The organism is Pseudomonas sp. GW823-FHT01D03 (assembly GCF_058798255.1).
The window spans coordinates 2,069,553-2,091,241 of the sequence record NZ_JBXAKK010000001.1 but is presented as its reverse complement, the minus strand read 5'-3'; the positions used below and the strand labels follow the sequence as shown (position 1 = coordinate 2,091,241).

Here is a 21,689-nt window from a genome sequence, read left to right as displayed (position 1 = left end):
CCTATCCGGGGGAATGCCCGCATGCTCGACGCCATTCGTTGGGACACTGATCTGATCCGCCGCTACGACCTGGCGGGGCCGCGCTACACCTCGTACCCGACGGCCGTGCAACTCAACAGCCAGGTCGGTACCTTCGACCTGTTCCATGCCCTGCGCGACAGCCGCAAGGCGCAGCGCCCGTTGTCGCTGTACGTGCACGTGCCGTTCTGCGCGAACATTTGTTACTACTGCGCCTGCAACAAGGTCATCACCAAGGATCGCGGTCGCGCGCAGCCGTATCTGCAACGGCTGGAGCAGGAAATCCAGTTGATCGCCTGCCACCTGGAACCGGCGCAGAAAGTCGAGCAACTGCACTTCGGCGGCGGCACTCCGACCTTTCTCAGCCACGACGAACTGCGGCAGTTGATGGCGCACCTGCGCAAACACTTCAATCTGCTGGATGACGATTCCGGCGACTACGGCATCGAGATCGATCCACGCGAGGCCGACTGGTCGACCATGGGTCTGTTACGCGAACTCGGCTTCAATCGGGTCAGCATCGGCCTGCAAGACCTTGATCCGGCGGTGCAACGCGCGGTCAATCGCCTGCAGAGCCTGGAAGAAACCCGCGCAGTAATCGACGCCGCGCGCACCCTGCAATTTCGCTCGATCAACATCGACCTGATCTACGGCCTGCCCAAGCAGACCCCGGAGAATTTCGCGCGCACCGTCGAAGAAGTCATCAGCCTGCAGCCGGACCGGCTCTCGGTGTTCAATTATGCGCACCTGCCGGAGCGCTTCATGCCGCAGCGGCGGATCAACAGCCACGAGCTGCCAAGCCCTGCGCAAAAACTCGAGATGCTCCAGCGCACCATCGAACAACTGACCGCCGCCGGCTACCGCTACATCGGCATGGATCACTTCGCCCTGCCCGACGATGAGCTGGCGATTGCCCAGGAGGAACAGACCCTGCAACGCAATTTCCAGGGCTACACCACCCACGGCCATTGCGACCTGATTGGTCTGGGGGTGTCGGCGATCAGCCAGATCGGCGATCTCTACTGCCAGAACAACAGCGATCTGAACCAGTACCAGAACACCCTCGCCGCCGCGCAATTGGCGACCAGCCGTGGCTTGGTGTGCAATGCCGACGATCGCCTGCGCCGCGCGGTGATCCAGCAACTGATCTGCAATTTCAGCCTGGAGTTCGCCGAAATCGAGCAAGCGTTCAACATCGACTTTCAGGGCTACTTCGGTGCGCTGTGGCCGCAACTGCAAGGCATGGCCAACGATGGGCTGATCAATCTGGAACGCGAGCGGATCGAAGTGCTGCCGGCCGGACGCCTGCTGGTGCGCTCGGTGTGCATGGTGTTCGACGCGTATCTGGAACAGCAGAACCGCCAGCGATTCTCGCGGGTGATCTAGTTTTTCGTCAGCAACGAGCCGAGCTTGAGGTTCTGCTCGGAGGTGAGGCCGGACTGATCCATGACTTTGGACAGGGCCAGATTGGCGCTGATCAGCCCGGTATTCAGGGCGGCGATGGCACCGCGCAGCGCGGCGAGCATATTGACTTTGGCTTCATTGGTCAGGGTTCTGTCGGACATGACCGCCGCCATCCGGGCTTTCTTCTCGGCGATCTCTTTTTGCAGTTTGCGGATCATCTTCAGCAACTGCTGGACGTTCTCGGGCAAGCCGCTATCTTCAATGTCGCTGTTCTCGCCACCGACACTGAAGGATTTTTCGATGGAGGCGCCGGACAGCGACACTTTGACGCCCTCGACCAAGGTCGGGGTTGCCAACGGCGCAGAGGCGGCATTCTGCTCGTCACTGGTCCCTGTCCTGGCGGTGCTCGGCGCAGACGCAACGCCGCTGTTACCGGGGTTCAGCGTGTCAATGGCGGCCATCGAAGCGATTCCTTGCATGCGTGGTGATACCCCTTTATCGGCCACTTGCCCTGCGGCTTTACGCCCGCGGGACAAACTCGCCACAGGCTGGCCTGAATGTCCTTCCGTGGGTTACCCTTACGTCTTATGTGTGTTTTCCCACAAGGATTTAAGAAATGTCCGAGCCAGTCAAACTGCGCGCTCACAACCAGGCCCATTGCAAGGATTGCAGCCTGGCCCCTCTCTGCCTGCCACTTTCTCTGAATCTGGAAGACATGGATGCGCTGGACGAAATCGTAAAACGTGGCCGCCCGTTGAAAAAGGGTGAGTTCCTGTTCCGCCAGGGCGACACCTTCGATTCCGTTTATGCAGTACGCTCCGGCGCCCTGAAGACCTTCAGCCTGAGCGACAGCGGCGAAGAACAACTGACCGGTTTCCACCTGCCGAGCGAACTGGTCGGCCTGTCCGGCATGGACACCGAGAAACACCCAGTGTCGGCCCAAGCCCTGGAAACCACCTCGGTCTGCGAAATTCCTTTCGAACGCCTTGATGAACTGGCCCTGCAACTGCCGCAACTGCGCCGTCAGTTGATGCGGGTGATGAGCCGCGAGATCCGTGACGACCAGCAAATGATGCTGCTGTTGTCGAAAAAAACCGCCGATGAGCGCATCGCCACGTTCCTGGTCAATCTGTCGGCCCGCTTCCGCGCTCGCGGGTTCTCGGCCAACCAGTTCCGTCTGAGCATGTCGCGCAACGAAATCGGCAATTATCTGGGCCTGGCGGTGGAAACCGTGTCGCGGGTGTTCACCCGCTTCCAGCAGAACGAACTGATCGCCGCCGAGGGCAAAGAGATCCACATCCTCGACCCGATCCAGCTCTGCGCCCTGGCCGGTGGCTCCCTCGAAGGCTGATCTCGATCCGCGGTTGAGCGAAGCGTTTCAGCCGCGGGTATACTGCGCCGTTTGCAGCCCTGCCAGGACACCTCGACGATGGTCTTCGACTCCTTCGACATCAAATCCCTGATCCGCCCCGTGATCGACTTCCCGAAACCGGGCGTGATTTTTCGCGACATCACCCCGCTGTTCCAGTCGCCAAAGGCCCTGCGCCTGGTGATGGACAGCTTCGCCCACCGTTATGTGGAAGCCGACTTCACCCACATCGGCGCGATGGATGCGCGCGGTTTCCTGATCGGCTCGGTGCTGGCCTATCAGTTGAACAAGCCGCTGGTGCTGTTCCGCAAGCAAGGCAAACTGCCGGCGGACGTGCTGGCCGAAGGTTACGCGACCGAGTACGGCGAAGCCTTCCTCGAAGTGCACGCCGACAGCCTGTGCGAAGGCGATTCGGTGGTGATGTTCGATGACCTGATCGCCACCGGTGGCACGCTGATCGCAGCCGCCAACCTGATCCGCCGCATGGGCGCGCGGGTGCATGAGGCGGCGGCGATTATCGATCTGCCGGAGCTGGGTGGGTCGCAGCGTCTGGAAGATATGGGCATCCCTACTTTCTGTCTGACGCAGTTTGCTTTGACTGACAAGTAAGCGGCGTCTGTAATGCCGCCTTCGCGAGCAAGCCCGCTCCCACAGAGGATTTGTGAACGCCACAGATCCAATGTGGGAGCGGGCTTGCTCGCGAAGGGGCCAGTAGCCTCACCAAAGATTCAAAGCCCCATCTGCTTGCTGATGATCTCGTTCATCACCTCCCGCGTCCCGCCGCCGATCGACAGAATGCGGTTATCCCGATACAGCCGCTCCACCAGACTCTCGCGCATGAAACCCAGGCCGCCAAGAATCTGCACTGCCTCGGTGGTAATCCGGTCCGAAGTATCCGTGGCAACGTTCTTGGCCATGGAAATCTCCTTGATCACGCTCTGCCCCGCCGCCATCTTCGCCGCCTGGCGGTAGGTGAACTCGCGCGATACTTCCAGCGCCGTGGCCATCTCGGCCAGCCGATGCTTGATCACCTGAAATTTGCCGATGGGTTTGCCGAAGGCCTCACGCTCGCGCGCCCATTTCAGGGCTTCTTCGAGGGCGAGCTGCGAGGTCATGTTGGCCATCAGCGCCAGTGCCAATCGTTCGCTCTGAAAATTGCCCATGATGCAGGCGAAGCCCATGTTCTCGGCGCCGATCAGATTGCCCACAGGCACCCGACAGTCGTCGAAGAACAGTTCAGCGGTGTCCGAGGCCCACCAGCCCATTTTCTTCAGTTGGCGGCCTACGGTGAAGCCTGGGGCGCCCTTCTCGATCAGCAATAGGCTGATGCCGCCGAAACCCGGCGCTCCGGTGCGCACCGCGACGGTGTAGAAATCGGCACGTACGCCGCTGGTGATGAAGGTTTTGCTGCCGCTGACCCGGTAGAACTCGCCGTCACGTACGGCGCGGGTTTGCAGGTTGGCGACGTCGGAACCGCCGCCGGGCTCGGTGACCGCCAGGGCGCTGATTTTCTCGCCGCTGAGCACTTGCGGCACGACGCGCTCGCGCACCTCGGGCCGGGCCCATTTGACGATCGGTGGCAGGCCGATATCCAGCGAACCGAGGCCGGCGACCAGACCACCGGAGCCGCAGCGCATCAGTTCTTCGCTGGCGGCAACCTTGGCGAACACATCACCTTCGTGGCTGCCACCCAGCGCTTCGGGATAACCGATGCCGAGAATCCCCGCCGCCCCGGCCTTCTGGTACAGCTCACGGGGAAAGCTTTCGGCTTCTTCCCACGCATCGATGTCCGGCAGGATTTCGCGCTCGACGAAACGTCTGACGCTGTCGCGGACCATTTGGTGGCTGGGGTCGAAGTAATCCTGGAAAGCAGGCATCGGCGAACTCCACTGAAGGGTTGGTCGACGTTAACCGAGCGCTTGCTTGGTTTTCAATATGTTTGTGTGTATCAGTCAGACCGAGGTGCGCCATTCGCGAGCAAGCCCGCTCCCACAGGAAAATGCATTCCAATGTGGGAGCGGGCTTGCTCGCGAAGGCGCCAGTCAAGGCACCGCTGAACTCAGAGGGAAATCGGCTTACGCCCGGCGAACGAATGCGCCAGCGTCCCGCCATCCACCAACTCCAGCTCCCCACCCAGCGGCACGCCATGGGCAATCCGCGAGGCGATCAGGCCTTTGTTGTTGAGCAATTGGGCGATGTAATGCGCGGTCGCCTCACCTTCCACCGTCGGGTTGGTGGCGAGGATGACTTCAGTAAAGCTGCCCGCCTCTTCAATGCGCGCCATCAGCTGCGGAATACCGATGGCCTCCGGCCCGAGACCGTCGAGCGGCGACAGGTGGCCCTTGAGCACGAAGTAGCGTCCACGGAAACCCGTTTGCTCCACCGCATACACGTCCATCGGCCCTTCCACCACGCACAGCAGCGTGTCGTCGCGGCGCGTGTCGGCGCATTGCGGGCACAGATCGTCTTCGGTCAACGTGCGGCACTGACGGCAGTGACCCACCCCTTCCATGGCCTGGCTCAGGGCCTGAGCCAGTCGCGTGCCACCGCTGCGGTCACGTTCGAGCAACTGCAACGCCATGCGCTGGGCGGTTTTCTGACCCACACCCGGCAAAGTGCGCAGGGCGTCGATCAGTTGGCGAATCAAAGGGCTGAAGCTCATGGGTAAAAAGTCCGACAAAACAACGAGACGCGGTTTATACCCGCGCCTCTGGCCAGCGTCAAATGCTCAGTCCTGGGCAACCTTCACCACCAGTTTGCCGAAGTTGCGCCCCTCCAGCAGACCAATAAACGCCTCGGGCGCCTGCTCCAGGCCTTCCACCACGTCTTCGCGGAATTTGACCTTGCCGTCGCGCACCCACGGCACCATGTGGCTGATGAATTCCGGCTGACGGTCGCCGTAGTCATCAAACACAATGAAGCCCTGAATCCTCACACGCTTGGTCAGCAGGGTGCGCTGCAGCATCGGCAGACGATCCGGGCCTTGCGGCGCTTCAGTGGCGTTGTAACCGGCAATCAGCCCGCACAGCGGAATCCGCGCCTTGGGATTGAGCAGCGGCACCACGGCATCGAACACATGCCCGCCAACGTTTTCGTAATAGATGTCGATGCCGTCCGGGCAGGCCTTGGCCAGTTGTTCGGCAAAGTCCGGTGCCTTGTGATCGATGCAGGCATCAAAACCCAACTCCTCGACCACGTATTTGCATTTGTCGGCACCACCGGCCACACCCACGGCGCGCAGGCCCTTGATTTTCGCTACCTGACCGACCACCGAGCCGACGGCACCGGACGCCGCAGCGACCACCAGGGTCTCGCCCTCTTTCGGCTGACCGATGTCGATCAGCCCCATGTACGCAGTCATCCCCGGCATGCCCAGCACACCGAGGGCCATTGATGGGCTTGGAAGGCCGGACGGGATCGGCATGATGTTGCGGCCGTCGCTGATGCTGTGGCTCTGCCAGCCGGTGAGGCCGACCACCAGATCGCCCTGGTGGAATTTCGGATGACGCGAATTCTCGACACGGCTGACAGCGCCGCCGGTCATCACTTCGCCGATTTGTACCGGCGCGGCGTAGGACGGTGCGTCACTCATGCGTCCGCGCATGTACGGGTCGAGCGACAGGTACAAGGTTTTCAGCAACACCTGGCCGTCTTCGAGATCAGGCAACGCTTCGCGCTCCAGACGGAAGTTTTCCGGAGTCGGCGCGCCCACCGGGCGCGAGGCGAGGACGAAGCGTTGATTGAGGGTCAGAGGGTCGGACATGTCAGCGTCTCCTGTGAATGATGAGTTCAGGGGGTATAGGGAGCAGACCTTGGTGACATCACAGCGTTCGATGTTTCTACTCGACTCCTGTGGCGAGGGAGCTTGCTCCCGCTGGAGTGCGAAGCGCTCCCCTGCTTTCTTTCAGGTATACCGGGTTTTCAGGGTTTACGACGACTTCGTCGCCGAGCGGGAGCAAGCTCCCTCGCCACAAATGAATACTGAACGCCCAAGAGGTAGAAACAAAAATGCCAGGCGCGATGCCTGGCATTTTGTGTAGCTCATCCAACCCGCAAAGGCGAATCAGAATGGCAGTTTCATTCCTGCTGGCAGGTTCATGCCGGCGGTCATGCTGCCCATTTTTTCCTGGCTGTTGGCTTCGATCTTGCGCACGGCGTCGTTGACGGCGGCAGCGACCACGGCTTCGAGCATTTCCTTATCGTCTTCGCTCAGGCCTTCAACCAGGCTTGGGTCGATGCTGACACTTTTCACGTCGTGACGACCGGTCATTACCACGGTGACCATATCGCCACCGGCCTTGCCGGTGACTTCGGCGTTGGCCAGTTCTTCCTGCATCTTGGCCATTTTTTCCTGCATCTGCTGCGCCTGCTTCATCAGGCCGGCCATGCCACCTTTCATCATGGGAATCACCTCAAAAGTACTTGGATCAAAACAGCGCCCGGCCAGCGAGGCCGGACGCCCTCAGTTATTAGCCTTGGGCGACCAAGGCGTCGACAGGTTCAATAGTATCGTGTCGCACGACCGCACCGAACTGCTGGACCATCTGCTGGATGAACGGATCACCGTGGATCGATTCCTCCGCCTCGCGCTGACGGTTGGCCCGACGACGGGACGCGGCCTGCGCCGGGGTTTCCTGTTCGGGCTTGATCAGTTCGATGGTCAGGGTCAGCGTGCGACCGTGGAACTGGTTCAACGCATCGTTCAGGCGCCGCTGCTGCGTGGCGTTGAACAGCGCGCTGTGCGCCGGGTCCAGGTGCATCAGCCAATGGTCGCCATCGACCGCGATCAGCGTGCAGTTAGCGGCGATGCTGCCGGTCATGCCGGAGATCGGCAGTTGCGGGAACAGCTCCAGCCATTGCAACGCCAGACCGGTGGCCGGCGCGGCGGCAGGCTCCGGCTCGGGTTCCGGTGCCGGCTCGGCGGTGTGTTCGCTGGCCAGATCGTCAAGGTAGCTGTAGGCCGAATCCATGTCCGGCTCGATGTAGTCTTCGTCCAACGGCGGCTCGTCGTCGAGGTCCATGCCTGGAGTGGCGGCATCGACGTCGGCGACCGACGGCTCGGGAATCGGTGCAGCGGCCCACTCCGGTGCATCCGGCACCACGCTGTCCGGGGTCGGCAGCGGCATCGGCGGCAACTCGGGCTGCTCGCTGGCGGTTTCCAGTACCGGCTCGACGGCTGGTTGCTGCACCGGCTCAGGTTCTGGCTCGGGTTCGACCGGGTCGTTCCACGGCAGGTCGACCGCCGCCTCGGCGACGACAGGCTCAGGCTCAGGATCTGCTTCTGGCGCTGGCGCGGGTGCAGCAGCAACCACAGGCGCTGGCTCAGGAGCCGGGGCCGGCGCTGGAGCAACCACCGGTGCCGGCGCAACAGCCGCAGCGACTACCGGCGCAGGCTTGGGCGCGGCAGCCACTGAGTTTGCGGAATCAACTGTGGCCTGGCTGATCCCCACTGGCTTTAGCGGTTGCCTCGGGGCGTCCGCGGTGTCCGCGGGCCGGAAGGCCAGCATCCGCAGCAGGACCATTTCGAAACCACCACGGGGATCCGGCGCCAGCGGCAAGTCGCGGCGACCGATCAGGCCCATCTGGTAATAGAACTGCACGTCTTCGGCCGGCAGCGCCTGCGCCAGCGCCAGCACCCGATCACGGTCGCCATGGCCGTTATCGACACCTTCCGGCAACGCCTGCGCGATAGCGACACGGTGCAGCACATTGAGAATTTCCGAGAGCACGCCGTTCCAGTCCGGGCCTTGCTCGGCCAGATGGCGCACGGCTTCGAGCAACGCTTTGGCGTCGCCTTCGATCAGCGCGTGCAGCACGTCGAAGACCTGGCCGTGATCCAGCGTGCCGAGCATCGCCCGCACGTCGGCGGCCAATACCTTGCCTTCACCGAAAGCGATGGCCTGGTCGGTCAGGCTCATGGCGTCACGCATCGAGCCGTCAGCGGCGCGGCCCAACAGCCACAGCGCGTCGTCTTCGAACGGCACGTTTTCGGCGCCGAGAACGTGGGTCAGATGCTCGACCACGCGCTCGGGCGTCATGTTCTTCAGCGAGAACTGCAGGCAACGCGACAAAATCGTTGCCGGAAGTTTCTGCGGGTCGGTGGTCGCCAGGATGAACTTGACGTACGGCGGCGGCTCTTCAAGGGTTTTCAGCAGCGCATTGAAGGAATGGCTGGAGAGCATGTGCACTTCGTCGATCAGGTAGACCTTGAAGCGCCCACGGCTCGGCGCGTACTGCACGTTGTCGAGCAGCTCGCGGGTGTCTTCGACCTTGGTCCGGCTCGCGGCGTCGATCTCGATCAGGTCGACGAAGCGCCCCTCATCGATCTCGCGGCACACCGAACACTCGCCGCAGGGGCTGGAAGTGATACCTGTCTCACAGTTCAGGCATTTGGCAATGATCCGCGCAATGGTGGTCTTACCGACCCCGCGCGTACCGGTGAACAGGTACGCATGGTGCAGCCGCTGGCTGTCCAAGGCATTGATCAGAGCCTTGAGCACATGGGTCTGGCCGACCATTTCGCGGAACGAGCGCGGACGCCATTTACGTGCAAGAACCTGATAACTCATCGAAAACCGTCGCAACGAAGGAAGCTGAAGCGGCTAATGCTAGCGGAGCAAGGGCAAAATTGCATCCGGTGTGCTCGTCTAATCTGGCCAAGCTGCTGTTGGCGGGGCAATTTCGCTCGTGATCGAGACTCATCGGAGCATTGATGCGTTGGGCCTTGGGAGCTTTGTTGGGGATCAGTCTGAGCGTGAGCGCGGCCGCCCCGGGTCGATCCCGCCAACCTCCCCCGCCAATCGATCGGCACCGTGCTCGGCTATACCTATCCGACCCTGCAACCGCTGTTCGACGCCGATCGTCTGCAACGCGAAGACGCGCGTAATCAGGAACAAGTGCTGGAAAAACTCCTGGCCGGCCGCTACCGCTATGCGGTGAGCAATCAATGGACGCTGGACTGGTGCCGGTGCAGCGGATCCTGCGCACGTTGCTGCGGATGAAAATGTCGGGGGAGATTGATGAGATTATCCGGTTGTATACCGGGTCCGCTGAAGCCACCCCATAACCCATTGTGGGAGCGGGCTTGCTCGCGAAGGCGGTGTGTCAGTCACCTGATTCGTTACCTGGCACACCGCCTTCGCGAGCAAGCCCGCTCCCACAGGGGTGGGGGCATTTTAAACGGAGAATTATTCAGTAGCCGTGCGACTCGCGGAATTTCTGGTAGTCGTGAAATTCGATCCATTCGACCACGTCGTACGGCAGGTAAAGCTGCTGCCGGGCGCGGGAGATGGCGATGTACACGGCGCAGATCCGCTGATCGAACGCGTAGGCGTCCTTGAACTGCACGTTGGTCAGCAGCTCGGGCGTCAGCAGAACCCGGTCGAACTCCATGCCGCCCGCCTCGTGCGCCTGCATCAGCAGACAGCTTTTGCCGGGGCCGCCGATCATCCGGTTGAGCCGGGTCAGGTCAGCCACCTTGAAGCCTTTCTCCAGCTCGGCCTCGACCCACAAAAACGCTTCGTCGAACTGGTTGGCACCGCGCACCTGCTGCCACTTGGGCAAGTCGCTGAAATAGCGATGCGGCCCCTTCTCACTGTGCGTGGAACTGTAGTAATCGACCCTGAACAACTCGATGGCGCTGATCATGAAGTGCTCAAGATCGCGCTGCGCCTTCATGTCGGCAAAACTGAACAGGCAATTGGCATCGTGCAGCTGCATGGCCCACTTCATGGTGTCCCAAGGGGACGCCGTCAGCACCACGCAACCTTCCGGCGGGACAAAGCCCTGCGGATAAAACTCGATGCCGACGTCCGCTTCACGCGCGCCTTCGAACGGCACCTTGCTCTTTTCCGAGTGCCGGGAAATCAGCGGATTGACCAGACGCTCGACGTTACGACCCGAGCGTACCGAGTAGGTGATATCGCTCTGGCGCACCTCACGCTTTCTTTTCACCAGGTCGCGCTCGGCGTGCTGGTACTCATCGCCCAATGTGATCAGCACCTGTCGGCCACGCTCGATAATCTGCAGCAGCGAAGCGGGAATGTCCTGGCTCTCGTCGATCAGCACATGGGTATAACGCGGCGGCACCACGCAGCCCGCCAGACTTGCCCGTTTGATCAGCAACAACGCTTCGAAGCCGCTCTGCCGGCCCCACGCCGGATTGGCCTCGAGGTAAGTCCAGACGCGGCTCGAATACTCCAGCAGTACCTTCGACTCAAGGCTGGACAAGGACAGCTTGAAATACGGCAGATGATGCGCCGACAGGCTGTAGTCCCGGGATTGGCAATAGCGCTCAAGGGTTTCCAGGCAGACGTTCAGCGTTCGTTGCGAGTCATGCTCGCGAAAGCCAAGGATATTCAACTCCTGGGCCAGACTCTGTTTGCTCGCGACCCGGCCGGCGGCGCCTGACGGCTGCGGTTTGCGTCCGTAGATCAGCCCGCGGGCGAACGCTTCAAAGGTGATGCCGGGCTTGCGCTCACTGGCAACGCCCATGCGCTGACACAGGGTCGCGAGTTTTTCCGGGGTACGTGCCAGCAACAGGGTTTTCCCGGGGTCCAGGCACTCGGTCAGGGCACCGACCAGGTGGCTCTTGCCGATCCCGGCATAGCCTTGCACGTGCAGGTCTTCATCGAGGTTGGCGCGGAAAGTTCTGACCAGTTTGTCTTGCGCGGCGCTGAGCCAGCGCTCGCGATGCGCCGGGCTGATCATCTGCTGGCTGAACGGATTGTTGATCGCGTGGTGGCGCGTCTTGAACTCGTCATCCCACTTGCCATCGGGCAGCAGGTAATCCTGCGCCGACACCTCTTCGGCCAACAGTAAACGCAGGTTCAAACCCCTGATAGCGTTCAGGCCGAAGTACAACTGGCGCGGGTCGAACAGTCGTTGCGCCTCGGACAGCAGCCCTGCCCCGCCATCGACCGCCCAGGCGATCAGTCGCGCCAGCACCTTCTCCGCCGCAGCGGCGGTGAGATCCTTTTCCGCGGCCTGGGCCAGATTCTGGATGACCAGCACGGCGGCCAGTTGCGCATCCGTCAGCTCGCCAAGGGTTTTCGCGCCATCGGGCTGCAACAGACTCGCGCAGGTCTCGTCCGTCACGGGCAAGTACACGGCGGTGGATAAATCGTGATGTTCCGGGTGCATACAACCTCGTAGCCAGGGCGCGAACTTGTCAACGACGCGCGCAGCAAGACGGTGGAGTATGCCACTGTTCAACCTTGGTGGCTGAACAGGCATCGGGGGGCAGCCTTCGCGAGCAGGCTCGCTCCTACAGGAGCTGGCGTGAAAGCCCAAATCGCGGGCATAAAAAAACCGCAGTGGGCGAAACCCATGCAGTTCTGTTGTAGCGATCTTCGTTCGTTAAGGTGGTAACCCCACCAGCCACACCCCGGCACACAATGTTCCCGCTGTGGCTGCTGCCTTCCGGCTCTGACCAGGTTCACGGGTAATCGTTGCGGGGGGACCGATGGGGTCACCATAACGACACTCACCTGTCGGCGAGCCGCGCCATTGTACCTATCTGAGATGAAGTTACAACCGTTGGTTTCAGATAAAAAATATGAACGGGTTCAAGGACATGCGCTGTGCCCGAAAAGATCGCAGCCTGCGGCAGCTCTTACAGGGTCAACACCTCGTCCGCCTTGCCGCCCGCCTGCTGGATCACCAGATGGATGAAGTGCAGCTTGGCAATCGCCGCCGCCGGCAGCACGAACGGGTAGAAATCCGGCTGGCCCATGCTGCGTGACAGCTCGTTGAGCATGCCCGCCAGTTCGATCCACGCATTGACGAACGACAGAAACGCCGCCCCGCCGGGGTGCTCCGGGTCGTACAGGGTACTGGGCGGAAACGGCTGATAGTCGAAGTCCATTTCCCGCGCACTCATGCCAAAGCCCAGCGCGGTGTCCACCGCATCCATCATGTGCAGGTAATGCGCCCAGGTTTCGGCCCAGTCTTCCCACGGGTGCATGGTCGCGTAGGCGCTGACGTAGTGTTGCGGCCAATCCTGCGGCGCACCCTGTTGATAATGACGGTCGAGCGCTTCGGCGTAACTGGCGCGCTCGTCGCCGAACAGGTTGCGGAACGGTTCCAGCCACGGACCATTGGCGATCAGACGATCCCAATAATAATGCCCGACCTCATGCCGGAAATGCCCGAGCAGCGTGCGATAGGGTTCATGCATCGCCGCCCGCACCTGCTCGCGGTGGGCGTCGTCGGCTTCTTTGATGTCGAGGGTGATCAGGCCGTTGGCGTGGCCGGTCATCGGCGCGTTACCTTCAAGGTCGACGCCGATGAAGTCGAAGGCCAGACCGGTGTGTTCATCCACGGTTTTCGGGATGACCGGCAGGCCGAGGGTGATCAGTTGCGCCACCAGCCGGCGCTTGGCGATTTCGACTTTGCGCCAGCGTTCGGGGTTTTCCGGAACCGACAGGTCGGGGATGGTGCGGTTGAGGCTGCAAGCGATGCAAAGGCTGTCGTGGCCGTTATCCGGCAGCAACCAGTTGCACGCGGCGGGCGTATCGAGGTTGGCACAGCGACGAAACAATCCGGCGTCGGGATCGGCATCGAGTGTCCAACTGCCGTCCTGCGGCCCCGGTTGCAGCGAGGTCAGGCGACTTTCTTCAGGCTGATAGCCCAGCATGGCGTTGCAAGCCAGACACTGACTGTTGCGAAAGAACAGCGACTGGCCGCAGCGGCACGGCCAGATTTTGCTGTTGCGTGAAGATTCGCCCATGAACGGCGCGACAATGCGAGAACTGAGCTGCTCGAAAAAGCGGTACATGGCGATCTCTCCCTGGGGCTTGCCAAGACTAGATCATCCTGCAGTCAACAATGTTCCCGAATACAGCGCAGCTGCTGAGTGACACTGCCGATGTGGCGAGGGAGCTTGCTCCCGCTGGAGTGCGAAGCGCTCCCCCTGCTTTCTTTCAGGTATACCGGGTTTTCAGGGTTTACGACGACTTCGTCGCCGAGCGGGAGCAAGCTCCCTCGCCACAAAAGCAGACTGCCGAACTAAACGGTATCAGGCCGAGATACCGTGGGTTTTGAGGAACGCGATAAACGCCTCTTCATCCATCACCTTCACCCCCAGCTCATTGGCCTTGGTCAGTTTCGAGCCGGCACCGGGCCCTGCGACCACACAGTGAGTTTTCGCCGAGACTGAGCCAGCCACCTTGGCGCCGAGGCTTTCCAGGTGTTCTTTGGCCACATCACGGCTCATCAGCTCGACCTTGCCGGTCAGCACCCAGGTTTCGCCGGACAACGGCAGGCCTTCGACGACTTTCTTCTCGCTCAGCCAGTGCATGCCGAAATCCCGCAGCTGTTTCTCGGCGGCCTCGGCGATCTGCCGATGCTCGGGCACAGCAAAAAACTCGCGCACCGAATTGGCCTGCTTCTCCGGCAGCGCCTGACGCATGTCCAGCCAGTCGGCATTCATTACCGCGTCCAGCGAACCGAACTTGTCTGCCAGTTTCTGCGCACCGCCCGGGCCGACAAAGGGAATGTGCAGCTTGTCGAGCAGACCGCCGAGGGTGGTGCTGGCGGCAAACTCGGCACCCAGTTCGCCTTGATCCTGAATCTGCAGGCCATGCCCGAGCAACTCGGTGATCACCTGCTGGTTATGCGGATCTTCAAAGAAGCTGTGAATCTCGTGCGCCACTTCCAGGCCGATGTCCGGCAGGTAGGTCAGCACTTGCGGCAACGCCTGCTGCACGCGCTCCAGCGAACCCAGCGAGCGCGCCAACACCTTGGCCGTCTCCTCGCCGACATCGGGAATGCCCAGCGCATAAATGAACCGCGCCAGCCCCGGTTGCTTGCTGTCTTCGATGGCCGCCAGCAGCTTGTTGCTGGAGACCTCGGCGAAGCCTTCCAGATCGACAATGTCGTCGAACTTCAACGCGTACAGATCGGCCGGCGAGCTGACCAGACCTTCATCGACCAGTTGCTCGACGCTCTTATCGCCAAGGCCTTCGATGTCCATCGCCCGGCGCGAGACGAAGTGAATGATCGCCTGCTTCAGTTGCGCGCCACAGGCCAGACGGCCGACGCAGCGGTACACCGCGCCTTCGCTGATGGTTTCCTTGCCTTTGCTGCGCTTGACCAGTTGCGTGCGCTCGACATGGGAGCCGCAGACCGGGCAGTTCTCTGGAATCGCCACTGGACGCGCATTCTCCGGGCGACGCTCGGTGACCACTTGCACCACCTGCGGGATCACGTCACCGGCGCGACGGATGATCACCGTATCGCCGATCATCAGGCCCAGGCGCGCCACTTCGTCCATGTTGTGCAGGGTGGCGTTGGCCACGGTGACGCCCGCGACCTTGACCGGTTTCAGCCGCGCCACCGGAGTGACCGCGCCAGTGCGACCGACCTGGAACTCCACGTCGAGCAGTTCGGTGAGTTCTTCCATGGCCGGGAATTTGTGCGCGATCGCCCAGCGCGGTTCGCGGGCACGGAAGCCCAGCTCACGCTGATCGGCGATGCTGTTGACCTTGAACACCACGCCGTCGATTTCATAAGCCAGCGAGTTACGTCGCTCACCGATGTCACGGTAGTAATCCAGGCATTCGCCGATGCCTTTGGCCAGTTTCAGCTCGTGGCTGATCGGCATGCCCCACTTCTGCAATTGCTTGAGGTTGCCGATGTGAGTGTCGGAAATATCGTGGGACACCTGACCGATGCCGTAGCAGCAGAATTCCAGCGGGCGGTTGGCGGTGATCTTCGAATCCAGCTGACGCAGGCTGCCGGCCGCGGCGTTGCGCGGGTTGGCGAAGGTTTTGCCGCCGACTTCCAGTTGCGAGGCGTTGAGGCGCTCGAAACCGGCCTTGGACATGAACACTTCACCACGCACTTCCAGAGTCGCCGGCCAGCCTGCGCCATGCAGCTTCAACGGGATGTTGCGCACGGTGCGCACGTTGACGCTGATGTCTTCACCGGTGGTGCCGTCGCCACGGGTGGCGCCGCGTACCAGCACGCCGTCCTGATACAGCAGGCTGACCGCCAGGCCATCGAGTTTCGGTTCGCAGCTGTATTCCACCGCCGCACCGCCACCGAACAGATCGCCGGCCGGCAGATCCAGACCTTCGGTCACCCGGCGGTCGAACTCGCGCATGTCGGTTTCTTCGAAGGCGTTGCCGAGGCTGAGCATCGGCACTTCGTGACGCACCTGGGTGAACGCGGTCAGCGCCACGCTGCCGACACGCTGGGTCGGCGAGTCGCTGGTGATCAGTTCCGGATTGGCCGCTTCCAGCGCCTTGAGCTCGTGGAACAACCGGTCGTACTCGGCATCCGGAATGCTCGGCTCGTCGAGGACGTGATAACGGTAGTTGTGCTGATCGAGTTCAGCACGCAGCTCTAGAATGCGGTTTTTGGCGGCGGTCATGGGTGTTCTCTCATAAAGCAAAAGAGCAGCCGAGGCTGCTCAATCTTCTAAATCACAATAGCTCAAGGCTATGGACATTGTGGCGAGGGAGCTTGTCGAATCGTCGCATCGTCCCGCTCAGTGGCGAAGCCGCCGTGATTTTGGGGCTGCTTCGCAGCCCAGCGGGAGCAAGCTCCCTCGCCACAGCAAGCCCCCTCCACAACTGCGCTCTGGCCTTAGCGCTTCTGGGTCAGGGCGCGGCGTTCGAATTCGACGATGCGCTGACGGTAGTGCTCGATGGTCTGCGCGGTCAGCACGCTGCGCTGGTCGTCTTTCAGCTCGCCGTTCAGTTCCTGCGACAGCTTGCGCGCCGCCGCCACCATCACGTCGAAGGCCTGCTTCGGATGACGCGGACCTGGCAGGCCGAGGAAGAAGCTCACCGCCGGGGTGCTGAAATGGTCGATGTCGTCCAGATCGAAGATACCCGGCTTGACCGCGTTGGCCATGGAGAACAGCACTTCACCGTTGCCGGCCATGCTTTCGTGACGGTGGAAAATATCCATCTCGCCAAAACGCAGACCGCTTTCGAGAATGTTCTGCAGCAATGCCGGGCCTTTGAAGCCGGCGGCGTCGCGGCAGATCACGCTGATCACCAGGACTTCTTCGGCTTGCGGCTGATCCTTGTCGGCAACGGCTGGCGCAGGCTTGCTGTCGTCGACGAAGTCATCATCACGGCTGCTGAAGCTCGGGCCGCCGTCCAGATCCAGATCGAGGTTCAGATCGCCCTGGGCCGGACCATTGCTGCCGCGCTTGCCACGTTTCGAACCAGATTCGCGAGGCTCGCGTGCTTCGCGGGCCGGCATGCTCACCGACGGCAGATCGTGTTCGTCCAGTTGCGGCTCTTTATGTGTGTCCAGGACGCGGGCCGGGCCCAACAGCTCGGCGCTGGTGTCCTCGTCCGGCAGGTTGGACAGACTTCGGTCAAGACGGAATTTCAGTTTTCCCTTGCCGCCGCGCATACGGCGCCAGCCATCGAAAAGAATACCGGCTATCACAATGATGCCGATGACGATCAGCCACTCGCGCAGACCGATTTCCATGTAATCCCGTGCCTCTATAAAAAATGCTGAAAAATAAGGGGTTTACATTGTGCAAACCGCTTTAAAACGTGGCGCCAACTCTATGTTCTGACAGGCGTTTTGCCCACGTATACGAAAAATTGACATTAAACTAGCACGACCAAAGACAACTTTACACCGTCTGTCACATTGGCTTGCGCGAATATGTCGATTGGCCAGCAAGTCGAAGTCGGTAAAAAAGTCCTACAGACTACTCATACCCTTCCGACACCACGCTGACTCAGGCGTCCACCATCGCCATCGCCTCCTCGACATCCACTGCAACCAATCGCGAACAACCCGGCTCGTGCATCGTCACGCCCATCAGTTGATCGGCCATTTCCATGGCAATCTTGTTGTGGGTGATATAGATGAACTGCACGGTCTGCGACATCTCTTTAACCAATCGTGCGTAGCGTCCAACGTTAGCGTCATCCAGTGGCGCGTCAACTTCATCGAGCATGCAGAACGGCGCCGGATTCAATTTGAAGATCGCAAAAACCAGTGCCAGTGCGGTCAGGGCTTTTTCCCCGCCGGAGAGCAAATGGATGGTGCTGTTCTTCTTTCCTGGCGGCCGCGCCATGATCGTCACCCCTGTATCGAGTAGATCTTCGCCCGTCAGTTCCAAATACGCGCTGCCACCACCGAAAACTTTCGGGAAAAGTGCCTGTAATCCGCCATTGATCTGATCAAAGGTATCTTTGAAGCGGTTACGGGTTTCCTTGTCGATCTTGCGAATGACGTTTTCCAGGGTCTCCAGTGCTTCGACCAGATCGGCGTCCTGCGCATCCAGATAACGTTTACGCTCGGATTGTTGCGTGTATTCGTCGATGGCCGCGAGGTTGATCGCGCCCAGGCGCTGAATCCGCGCATTGATCCGTTCGAGTTCTTCTTCGGCGGCGCGTTCACTGGCCTCGGGGGTCAATGTCGCGAGCACGCCATTGAGATCGTAGCCGTCTTCGAGCAATTGATCCTGCAACGCCTTGCGCCGCACGGTCAGCGCTTGCCATTCCATGCGCTGCTGTTCGAGCTGGCCACGAATCAGTTGCGATTGCTGCTCGGCCTGGGTCCGGCGTTTTTCCGCCTCGCGCAGTTCGCGGTCGGCGTCTTCCAGCGCGATCTGCGCAGTCTTCAGCTCTTCGTCGACGGTCATGCGTTTGTCGAGCAGCTCTTCGAGTTTCAGGCGCAGCTCTTCCAGCGGTGCCTCGCCCTCCTCCAGATTCAGGCTCAACTGCTCACGCTTTTCGGTCAGGCGCTCGGCCTGCATCTCCAGACGCTCCAACGCCTGACGCGTGGAGTCATGTTGCGCGCGCAACGAACCGAGACGCACCGCCAGTTGATGGGCGTGATCCTTGTGCTGACGGGCTTCCTGACGCACGCGATCAAGGCGTTCGCGCAGGCTGTCACGCTGGGCCAGCAGCAATTCGCGCTGCTCGGTATCCAGTGCCATGGCGTCGAGCGCTTCCTGCAATTGCATGCGCGCTTCGCCGATCTGTTCGTGTTCCAGTTCGCGCTGCTCGCCGAGTTCGATCAGCTCTTCATCAAGGCGGGTGCGGCGCAGCGTCAGTTGTTCGGCCTTGGCTTTACCGGCAGACAACTGGGCTTTCAATTCACCTTGTGAGCGTGCCTCGTCCTGCAGCAAACGACGTAAGTGTTCACGACCGTTCTCCTGCTGCCGCTGTTGCGCACGCAGGGTTTGCAGCCGGGTTTCCATGGCTTCGACCGTGGCTTCGCGCTCTCCGCGTTCGGCCTGCAGCGTCTCGATTTCCTGGCCACGGGCGAGCATGCCGCTCTCGGCTTCACTGGCGCGACGTACCCGCAGAAAATGCCGACCGACCCAGTAACCGTCGCGACTGATCAGGCTCTGCCCGGCACTCAACTGGCCGCGCAGGGCCAAGGCCTGCTCAAGGCTGTCGACCGGTTTGACCTGGCCGAGCCATGGCGACAGATCGATCTGCGCCTCGACCTTATCCAGCAGACTGCCCGCTACCCGCACACCATCGCTGGCGGGGCTGAGCAGGCGCAGATCGCCTTGGGTGAAACCGGAAAGATCGAAGCCGTTGAAGTCGTCCACCAGCACCGCTTGCAGATCGGCGCCGAGCACGGTTTCCACCGCCAGCTCCCAACCAGCCTCAACCTTCAGCCCTTCGGCCAGACGCGGGCGTTGGGCGAGGTTGTGTTCCTTCAGCCATTCGGCGGTGCCGGTGCCGGGGTCGAGCGCGGCTTGTTGCAAGGCTTCCAGCGACGCCAGTCGCCCGTTGAGGCGCTGCAAATCGCCCTGCGCCTGCTGCTGCGCGGTCAGTGCCTGCTGCAATTCCTGACGCAGTTGTTCAAGTTTTTCGACCTGCGCTTCTTCACTGGTCTGCAAATCTTCGAGGGTCGCTTCGGATTCGGCGAGTTGCTCGTTGAGCGCCATGATCGCCGCGTCTTCCGGGTCGGCGGAAAGCAGATCGCGCTCTTCAGCGAGACGCTTTTGCCGATCGGCCAGGCGCTCCATGCTGGTTTCCAGCTGCTGGATCCGCGACTGCTGCACTTCGGCCTGGCGCCGGGGTTCGGCAGCGGTCAGGTTGAAGGTATCCCACTGCTCCTGCCAGCCGTGCATGACGCTTTCGGAATCTTCCAGCGCAGCGGCGGCTTCTTCGGCGGCGGCGCTGGTGACTTCCTGCTCGGGAATGAGCATGTCCAGCTCTTCGCCAAGGGTCAGCAGCAGCGTGCGGTCGTGGCCCAGGTGCGATTCGGTTTCCAGACGCGCACGCTCGGCTTCTTTCAGATCGTCCAGCAACTGGCGCAAGCGCTGCTGGCCGTGCTGGATGCTCTGCTCGACCCGGGCGATGTCGCCGCCGACCGAATAGAAGCGGCCCTGCACCAGATTGAAGCGCTCGGACAGTTCATGGTGCCCGTCGCGCAAGCGCTCGATGGCGGCATCGGCATTGCGCTGCTCGGCGACCAGTGCTTCGAAACTGACTTCCTGAGTACCGATGATCGATTCGCGCTGGCCGACCTGATCGTTCAGATCCTGCCAGCGCAGGGCCGACAGTTGCGCCTTGAGCTGGCGCTCTTCGGATTTGTATTCCTGATACTTCTTCGCGGACTCGGCCTGCCGGTGCAAGCGTTCGAGCTGGCGCTCAAGCTCTTCGCGCAGGTCGGTCAGACGCGCAAGGTTTTCGTGGGTGCGGCGGATGCGGTTTTCGGTCTCGCGCCGGCGCTCCTTGTATTTGGAGATGCCCGCCGCTTCTTCGATGAAGTTGCGCAGGTCTTCCGGTTTGGCTTCGATCAGCTTGGAGATCATCCCCTGCTCGATGATCGAGTAGCTGCGCGGGCCGAGGCCGGTGCCGAGGAAGATGTCGGTAATGTCGCGACGACGGCATTTGGCGCCGTTGAGGAAATAGCTGTTCTGGCTGTCGCGGGTGACTTTGCGGCGAATGGAGATCTCGGCATAAGCCGCATACTCGCCGACCAGCGTGCCGTCGGAGTTGTCGAACACCAGTTCGATGCTCGCCTGGCTCACCGGTTTACGGCTGGTCGAGCCGTTGAAGATGACGTCGGTCATCGACTCGCCACGCAGGTTCTTCGCCGAACTTTCGCCCATCACCCAGCGTACGGCGTCGATAATGTTCGACTTGCCGCAACCGTTCGGCCCGACGACCGCCGCCATGTTACTGGGGAAGTTCACCGTGGTCGGGTCGACGAAGGACTTGAACCCCGCCAGCTTGATGCACTTCAGCCGCACGCTCAGGCAACCGTCAGGGCGGAGACCACCAGATCGCAGCTGCGCTGGGCGTAAGCCGTCAGCACGATGCGGATCTGCGGCAAATCACGGGCGAGGACAGCGGCCAGCAGGCGTTCGAACAGTTCGAGGAACTCGCTCATTTCGGCCTTGCGCTGTTCGAGGGCGAGGAAATACGCTCGGCTCATGGCCGGCTGCAGGTTCTCGACGGTCTCTTGCAGGTACGGGTTGTTGGCAAACGGGTACGCAGCGCGCATCACGGCGAAGCTGTCGTCGACGAAGGTGCGGATGTCCTGACGCTCGTAGCTGGCGGTCAGGCGCTGCTGAATCTGCACGAACGGCGCCATGTCGGCCTGGGTCTGCCAGCCATTGGCGACCGCATTGCCGAGCAGGATGTACAGCTCGCTCATCAGCGTGCACAGGCTCTGCACCTTGTGCGCGGTGAGTTCGGTGACATGGGCACCACGTCGCGGCAGGATCGCGATCAGGTGGCGGCGTTCGAGGATCAGCAGGGCTTCGCGGACCGATCCGCGGCTGACATTGAGGGCCAGCGTGACCTTCTGTTCCTGGATGCGCTCTCCCGGCTTCATTTCGCCGCGAATGATGCGTTCGGCGAGGTGGTGAGCGATTTGCTCGGCGAGGCTGTCCGGCGCCTTGAACGTCATGGTTGTCCTTCAAACTCTTCGATCTGCACAAGCG

15 protein-coding genes, 1 other RNA gene and 1 pseudogene are annotated in these 21,689 nt (G+C 61.5%); 4 read left to right on the top strand and 13 right to left on the bottom strand.

The features are described 5' to 3' along the window. The first annotated feature begins 21 nt into the window (after window positions 1-21). A complete protein-coding gene (gene hemN / locus AC1RBR_RS09330) occupies window positions 22-1,404 on the top strand; it encodes an oxygen-independent coproporphyrinogen III oxidase (protein WP_492563960.1) in 1,383 nt (460 codons plus the stop codon). On the opposite strand, the gene AC1RBR_RS09325 is transcribed toward hemN, so the two are convergent. Next, entirely contained in the window at window positions 1,401-1,883 is a 483-nt protein-coding gene (locus AC1RBR_RS09325) for a hypothetical protein (RefSeq protein ID WP_166495600.1), read from the bottom strand. The genes hemN and AC1RBR_RS09325 overlap by 4 nt on opposite strands. 155 nt (window positions 1,884-2,038) lie before the next feature. On the opposite strand from AC1RBR_RS09325, the gene fnr reads away from it, so the two are divergent. Together fnr and AC1RBR_RS09315 are read left to right on the top strand one after the other, a co-directional pair. Continuing rightward, window positions 2,039-2,773 (top strand): fumarate/nitrate reduction transcriptional regulator Fnr, encoded by a 735-nt coding sequence (gene fnr / locus AC1RBR_RS09320; protein ID WP_003223347.1) that lies wholly within the window; start codon window positions 2,039-2,041, stop codon window positions 2,771-2,773. A 78-nt stretch (window positions 2,774-2,851) separates the two neighbouring features. Continuing rightward, on the top strand, window positions 2,852-3,400 hold the full coding sequence (locus tag AC1RBR_RS09315; RefSeq protein WP_003223345.1) for an adenine phosphoribosyltransferase: 549 nt from the start codon (window positions 2,852-2,854) through the stop codon (window positions 3,398-3,400). Between the two features lie 119 nt (window positions 3,401-3,519). Here AC1RBR_RS09315 and AC1RBR_RS09310 read toward each other — a convergent pair whose 3' ends face one another. From AC1RBR_RS09310 to dnaX, 5 genes are all read right to left on the bottom strand, one after another. Beyond that, on the bottom strand, window positions 3,520-4,668 hold the full coding sequence (locus AC1RBR_RS09310) for an acyl-CoA dehydrogenase family protein (protein WP_492563959.1): 1,149 nt from the start codon (window positions 4,666-4,668) through the stop codon (window positions 3,520-3,522). Window positions 4,669-4,850: 182 nt separating this feature from the next. Next, window positions 4,851-5,453, bottom strand: coding sequence for a recombination mediator RecR (gene recR, locus AC1RBR_RS09305; RefSeq protein ID WP_115985782.1), 603 nt, complete (start codon window positions 5,451-5,453; stop codon window positions 4,851-4,853). 66 nt (window positions 5,454-5,519) lie between these two features. Then, window positions 5,520-6,554 (bottom strand): NADPH-dependent curcumin/dihydrocurcumin reductase, encoded by a 1,035-nt coding sequence (gene curA / locus AC1RBR_RS09300; protein ID WP_492563957.1) that lies wholly within the window; start codon window positions 6,552-6,554, stop codon window positions 5,520-5,522. Window positions 6,555-6,854: 300 nt separating this feature from the next. Then, the gene (locus AC1RBR_RS09295) at window positions 6,855-7,193 is read right to left on the bottom strand and encodes a YbaB/EbfC family nucleoid-associated protein (RefSeq protein WP_003223337.1); all 339 of its coding nucleotides are present in this window, start codon (window positions 7,191-7,193) and stop codon (window positions 6,855-6,857) included. Window positions 7,194-7,260: 67 nt separating this feature from the next. After that, window positions 7,261-9,360, bottom strand: coding sequence for a DNA polymerase III subunit gamma/tau (dnaX, locus tag AC1RBR_RS09290; protein WP_095138662.1), 2,100 nt, complete (start codon window positions 9,358-9,360; stop codon window positions 7,261-7,263). Window positions 9,361-9,555: 195 nt separating this feature from the next. Between dnaX and AC1RBR_RS09285 the strand changes: the two are divergent. Next, window positions 9,556-9,857, top strand: a pseudogene (locus AC1RBR_RS09285) (amino acid ABC transporter substrate-binding protein); the annotation flags it as partial. Between the two features lie 125 nt (window positions 9,858-9,982). Here the strand turns inward: AC1RBR_RS09285 and AC1RBR_RS09280 are convergent. The 7 genes from AC1RBR_RS09280 to AC1RBR_RS09250 form a co-directional block, all read right to left on the bottom strand. Continuing rightward, window positions 9,983-11,932 carry a hypothetical protein gene (locus tag AC1RBR_RS09280; RefSeq protein ID WP_492563956.1) on the bottom strand — a complete coding sequence of 650 codons (1,950 nt, stop codon included), beginning with the start codon at window positions 11,930-11,932 and terminating at the stop codon, window positions 9,983-9,985. Window positions 11,933-12,160: 228 nt separating this feature from the next. After that, window positions 12,161-12,257: signal recognition particle sRNA small type (gene ffs, locus AC1RBR_RS09275), an RNA gene on the bottom strand. 147 nt (window positions 12,258-12,404) lie between these two features. Next, on the bottom strand, window positions 12,405-13,568 hold the full coding sequence (locus tag AC1RBR_RS09270; RefSeq protein WP_492563955.1) for a zinc-binding metallopeptidase family protein: 1,164 nt from the start codon (window positions 13,566-13,568) through the stop codon (window positions 12,405-12,407). Window positions 13,569-13,808: 240 nt separating this feature from the next. Then, entirely contained in the window at window positions 13,809-16,166 is a 2,358-nt protein-coding gene (gene ligA / locus AC1RBR_RS09265) for an NAD-dependent DNA ligase LigA (RefSeq protein ID WP_492563953.1), read from the bottom strand. A gap of 215 nt (window positions 16,167-16,381) precedes the next feature. Beyond that, complete coding sequence (gene zipA, locus AC1RBR_RS09260; RefSeq protein WP_027613270.1) at window positions 16,382-17,245, bottom strand: cell division protein ZipA; 864 nt, start codon at window positions 17,243-17,245, stop codon at window positions 16,382-16,384. 259 nt (window positions 17,246-17,504) lie between these two features. Further along, a complete protein-coding gene (gene smc, locus AC1RBR_RS09255) occupies window positions 17,505-20,993 on the bottom strand; it encodes a chromosome segregation protein SMC (RefSeq protein WP_492563952.1) in 3,489 nt (1,162 codons plus the stop codon). A 2-nt stretch (window positions 20,994-20,995) separates the two neighbouring features. Then, window positions 20,996-21,655: a GntR family transcriptional regulator gene (locus tag AC1RBR_RS09250; RefSeq protein WP_007961062.1), complete on the bottom strand. Its 660-nt coding sequence runs from the start codon at window positions 21,653-21,655 to the stop codon at window positions 20,996-20,998. Window positions 21,656-21,689: the final 34 nt, after the last annotated feature.

Bases quoted from the DNA above. Each gene is read 5' to 3' on its own strand.
- AC1RBR_RS09280 (WP_492563956.1), bottom strand. From the start codon at position 11,932: ATGCACCCGGAACATCACGATTTATCCACCGCCGTGTACTTGCCCGTG.
- dnaX (WP_095138662.1), bottom strand. From the start codon at position 9,360: ATGAGTTATCAGGTTCTTGCACGTAAATGGCGTCCGCGCTCGTTCCGC.
- AC1RBR_RS09295 (WP_003223337.1), bottom strand. From the start codon at position 7,193: ATGATGAAAGGTGGCATGGCCGGCCTGATGAAGCAGGCGCAGCAGATG.
- recR (WP_115985782.1), bottom strand. From the start codon at position 5,453: ATGAGCTTCAGCCCTTTGATTCGCCAACTGATCGACGCCCTGCGCACT.
- curA (WP_492563957.1), bottom strand. From the start codon at position 6,554: ATGTCCGACCCTCTGACCCTCAATCAACGCTTCGTCCTCGCCTCGCGC.
- fnr (WP_003223347.1), top strand. From the start codon at position 2,039: ATGTCCGAGCCAGTCAAACTGCGCGCTCACAACCAGGCCCATTGCAAG.
- zipA (WP_027613270.1), bottom strand. From the start codon at position 17,245: ATGGAAATCGGTCTGCGCGAGTGGCTGATCGTCATCGGCATCATTGTG.
- AC1RBR_RS09310 (WP_492563959.1), bottom strand. From the start codon at position 4,668: ATGCCTGCTTTCCAGGATTACTTCGACCCCAGCCACCAAATGGTCCGC.
- AC1RBR_RS09250 (WP_007961062.1), bottom strand. From the start codon at position 21,655: ATGACGTTCAAGGCGCCGGACAGCCTCGCCGAGCAAATCGCTCACCAC.
- AC1RBR_RS09315 (WP_003223345.1), top strand. From the start codon at position 2,852: ATGGTCTTCGACTCCTTCGACATCAAATCCCTGATCCGCCCCGTGATC.
- hemN (WP_492563960.1), top strand. From the start codon at position 22: ATGCTCGACGCCATTCGTTGGGACACTGATCTGATCCGCCGCTACGAC.
- AC1RBR_RS09325 (WP_166495600.1), bottom strand. From the start codon at position 1,883: ATGGCCGCCATTGACACGCTGAACCCCGGTAACAGCGGCGTTGCGTCT.
- AC1RBR_RS09270 (WP_492563955.1), bottom strand. From the start codon at position 13,568: ATGTACCGCTTTTTCGAGCAGCTCAGTTCTCGCATTGTCGCGCCGTTC.
- ligA (WP_492563953.1), bottom strand. From the start codon at position 16,166: ATGACCGCCGCCAAAAACCGCATTCTAGAGCTGCGTGCTGAACTCGAT.